The sequence below is a fragment of the Moorena sp. SIO3I6 genome (assembly GCF_010672095.1).
Genome location: NZ_JAAHHU010001431.1, coordinates 1 through 1,285 on the forward strand (window position 1 = coordinate 1; position 1,285 = coordinate 1,285).

The following is a 1,285-nucleotide window of genomic DNA, read 5'->3' on the forward strand; positions in this document are numbered from 1 at the left end:
ACTGAATGGGTAAAATCTGTGGATTCCATCATCGGACTTAACTGAATTGCTTTACCTGATACCTGTTCGCGTAGCGTGCGCGTAGCGCATTAGCTGACCACTGAATTCGAGTTTACCGAACCCAATTGTATTCAGTTTACCGTAATTTATATCAACGTTAACTATAGCATTTCTAAATAGTTTATAAAACCAAAGGTTGCATTGCTGTCTGATAACCCCAAAAAATCCTCGAATCTCTTTCTTACTATTCCCTGCTCCCTGCTCCCTGTTCCCTGTTCCCTGTTCCCTGTTCCCTGTTCCCTGCTCCCTGCTCCCTGTTCCCTGTTCCCTGTTCCCTGTTCCCTCTTCACAACTTATTCATAACGGCAATCCCTATAAAGTTAGTGATAAAAACCGAATTGTCACTGCTATTGTGAAGTCATACCATAATAATCAAAGGCCAGAAAACCAGGCTGAATCAATTAAGCAATTACAACTTGGAGGAAGAGCTATGACTCTAGTTCGTTGGAACCCCTGGAAAGACATCAACACCCTACAACGGGAAATTGACCAGCTATTTGACAATAGTTTTGTGCCGACTACTTTGCGAGAGTTTGGTCATTTCAAAAATGTTCCTGCTGCTGAACTAACCCAAACTGAAGATGCTATCACTCTGAAATTGGAAGTTCCAGGAATGGAAGCCAAAGACTTGAATGTAGAAGTCACAGATACTGTTGTTGCTATCAGTGGAGAACGGAAAGAGGAAACCAATACTGACGAAAAAGGCGTCAAGCGGTCTGAATTCCGTTATGGTAAATTCCAGCGGATAATTCCTTTACCGGTTCGGGTTCAAAATACCAAAGTTGAGGCTGAGTACAAAGACGGTATCTTGAATCTGACCTTGCCTAAAGCTGAAGAGGAAAAAAACAAAGTTGTCAAGGTTAACTTGAACTAACTCCCTGGTTAGCTCAGTAGCTGGTTAGCTCAGTGGCAGGCTAACTAGACTTGGGACAATTAGTTAGCTACTTGAGTTTAGTAAGCATTCAGCGTGTCGCCTATCAGCGTGTCGCCTATCAGCTAATAGACTACTTGAGGTGCTATCAGCCAAAGGCTTGTCAAAGGCTCGCGCGAATGGCTGACGGCTGACGGCTGACGGCTGAATGCTTACGGAGTTTAGACTAAATCGTTACTTCAAAAAGCGATCGCAACCTCAACAAGCGATCGCTTTTTGTTTACATATATAGCACTACCTATTAAGGTGTTTGACATTGATACAAGCTCAAAAGCTTTTGTACTAAACTGTTGA

General features: G+C 42.8%; 1 protein-coding gene. It reads left to right on the forward strand.

Annotation, left to right across the window (positions count from 1 at the left end):
* Positions 1–490: 490 nt before the first annotated feature.
* On the forward strand, positions 491–934 hold the full coding sequence (locus F6K49_RS49985; protein ID WP_293110263.1) for an Hsp20/alpha crystallin family protein: 444 nt from the start codon (positions 491–493) through the stop codon (positions 932–934).
* The last annotated feature ends 351 nt before the right edge of the window (positions 935–1,285 follow it).

What these genes read in the sequence shown, in the direction of transcription:
- F6K49_RS49985 (WP_293110263.1), top strand. Translation starts at nt 491, where the DNA reads ATGACTCTAGTTCGTTGGAACCCCTGGAAAGACATCAACACCCTACAA.